Source organism: Streptomyces sp. (genome assembly GCF_050698815.1).
GTDB lineage: Bacteria > Actinomycetota > Actinomycetes > Streptomycetales > Streptomycetaceae > Streptomyces.
The window spans coordinates 1-2262 of sequence record NZ_JBOHCV010000292.1 but is presented as its reverse complement, the minus strand read 5'-3'; the positions used below and the strand labels follow the sequence as shown (position 1 = coordinate 2262).

The 2262-nt window shown below is 68.0% G+C and carries 4 protein-coding genes and 1 pseudogene; 1 reads left to right on the top strand and 4 read right to left on the bottom strand.

Going from position 1 to position 2262, the window contains the following annotated elements; translation table 11 throughout:
- Window positions 1-190, top strand: a pseudogene (locus ACRDP3_RS10545) (hypothetical protein); the annotation flags it as partial.
- A 36-nt stretch (window positions 191-226) separates the two neighbouring features.
- Here the strand turns inward: ACRDP3_RS10545 and ACRDP3_RS10540 are convergent.
- The 4 genes from ACRDP3_RS10540 to ACRDP3_RS10525 form a co-directional block, all read right to left on the bottom strand.
- Complete coding sequence (locus tag ACRDP3_RS10540; RefSeq protein WP_431516611.1) at window positions 227-532, bottom strand: hypothetical protein; 306 nt, start codon at window positions 530-532, stop codon at window positions 227-229.
- A gap of 40 nt (window positions 533-572) precedes the next feature.
- On the bottom strand, window positions 573-722 hold the full coding sequence (locus ACRDP3_RS10535) for a hypothetical protein (RefSeq protein WP_431516610.1): 150 nt from the start codon (window positions 720-722) through the stop codon (window positions 573-575).
- A gap of 139 nt (window positions 723-861) precedes the next feature.
- Window positions 862-1539, bottom strand: coding sequence for a hypothetical protein (locus ACRDP3_RS10530; RefSeq protein ID WP_431516609.1), 678 nt, complete (start codon window positions 1537-1539; stop codon window positions 862-864).
- Between the two features lie 370 nt (window positions 1540-1909).
- On the bottom strand, window positions 1910-2262 hold a 353-nt coding region (locus ACRDP3_RS10525), incomplete at its 5' end, for a PaaI family thioesterase (protein WP_431516608.1).

Genomic DNA, 2262 nt, shown 5'->3' with positions numbered 1-2262 from the left:
GGCCCGTGACCCGCAGTCCGCTACGCCGCCGAACGACATCAACATGTGGTTCCGCAAGCCGAGATCGATGATGACCGGCACGTTCACCGCCGCGGCGGCTGCGGCGGACTGGCTGGAGGAGGAGCTGACGGAGTCGCCACCGCCGACCAGTGCCGTCTCCGTCAAGGCTGCACATGCGGTCGGCGCGTGATGCCCTCGACCGTGGGGCCGACGCCTACGCGGGCTACTACACGACGCACGGCCGGTTTCTCGTACGGGCGCTCCTCGCCTGTCCCCGCGAAGGGGAGCGCTGCCCGTCGCCTCCGAAGTAGGCGGCCCTCCCGTGCTCGGTGGCGAAGGCGGCCTTGCGTCGCTTGGCCAGCTGTCGGCGTTCGCGCTGGTAGTTCGCCTCCAGCAGCAGCCCCTGGTCCTGCAGCAGCCGCAGCACCGAGGCCTGCGAGACGGGCTGGCCCTCATACCGGCACATCGCCCAGACCTTGCGGTGCCCCCAGTCCGGATGCGCCAGCGCATGCCGTCGAGCGGCCTCAGCCACCCGCTCCCTGGCCGGACGCGGCCAAGGACCCTTGACGTCCTCACCGCCGTGCGGTGGTGCACCTGGCGGCGCCGCCAGGTTCGGACACCTTCGCCCGGCGAGCGGCCTGGGCGACGGTGACCTCATCGGCCAGGATCGACAACACGATCCGGACCTTCTCCTCCGCCGGTAGCACCGGTGGTTTCGGCATGAACGATCAGACTCATCACGTGATCAGACCGCAAGTAACCGGCTCTGCCACAAAGTCTGACGCGTGACAGAACCTCTCAACACCCCTTGCATGACCTGCGAGAACGCTAACTACCCGGTCTTGGGGGAACTTCACAGCCTCAGAACTCGTTCCGAGGCTGTTCCGGACCGGGCCTGTGGTCGCCCATCGTCTGCTGCCTGACGCGAAGTACCTCCCGTGTGGTCCCCACCAGGAAGCCCGTCGCAAGCAGTCCGACTACCAGCGCGCCGGTTCGGATGCCGTCGGCCTCACGCCCGTCGAGATATTCCACATGGCGGACCTGTGTGGGCTGCGCCGGGTCGTACACGATCTGGATCCGCCGCCCCGTTTTCGCATCGAGTGCTGAGCTGTCGCCGACGTCGACATCCGCGAGTACTGGCCCGGACGGTGTGGGGATGCGTACGGTCACCGCGGTGGCCCACCCTTCCTGCGACTCACCGGCGACCCTTACCACCCTCGCGGCAGTCCTGTTGCCGCCCTCGCGCAGCTTCTCCAGGACCTGGTACTCCTCAGCGGCCTTCCATCCGAAGGTCCCGGCAGTGCAGGCGAAGAACACCAACCCCACGGTGGCCAGTCGCACCTCGCCCCAGCGCGGTGCGAGCAGCCACGAGTCCTCCTTACGTCGCAGCAGCCCGGCCAGCATGCGGGCTGGTGAAGGAATCCGGTCGGGAGAAGGGAGCCACCCCAGCCCGCGGCCTACCAGGTAACAGACCCCGGCCACCCCAGCCAGCATCACCACCCAGCCCAGGAGCACATACAGCGAGATATCCAGCGCCATCCACCCTAAGAAGAGCACCGCACTCGCCAACGCTGTCCACCCGACGGTGAAGTCCGTGGAGTCCCCGTCCCCGCTTAGCTTGGATCCCGGCCCGTCCATACCACCCCCATACGCCCGCTACCGCGTCAGACCCTCCGGCAGCCGTGCAGGTTGCACAAAGGTCCGCGCAGACTCTCGGGTTCAAGGAGCCGTCGCAGCACTTCCTTCTGTGTCGATCTGTCAATGAAACCGTGTATCTATGGGTTTGGTTGGTTACTGGCGGGCAGTTGACGTGGGGTTGGATGGGTGGTGGGGAGGTGAGGTGCGTAGGTGCCCGTGAGGTCCGCACCGATCAGAACACCCCCGCCGCCCCCGCCGCGGGTCGCACCGCCTATCGATCCGATGCGGGCCGGCCCAGTTCGTCCGCGGAGGCGAGATTGGCCAGGCGCACCTCGCCGCGAGCGATGTCGCGGCCCTCGTCGTCGGTGACGGTGACGAGCCAGAGTTGCTGGGTGCGGCCGCGGTGGATGGGGGTCGCGGTCGCGGTGACGGTGCCCGCGCGCAGCGCCCGCAGGAAGTTCGTGTGGTTCGAGACGCCCACGACGTTGCCCCGGTCCCCGAACCACACGGCGGCTCCGACGCTCGCGGCGGTCTCCACGAGCGAGCAGTAGACACCCCCGTGGACGATGCCGTACGGCTGGAGGAGCTCGGGTGTGATCTCGCAGGTCACCACGGTTCGGTCGG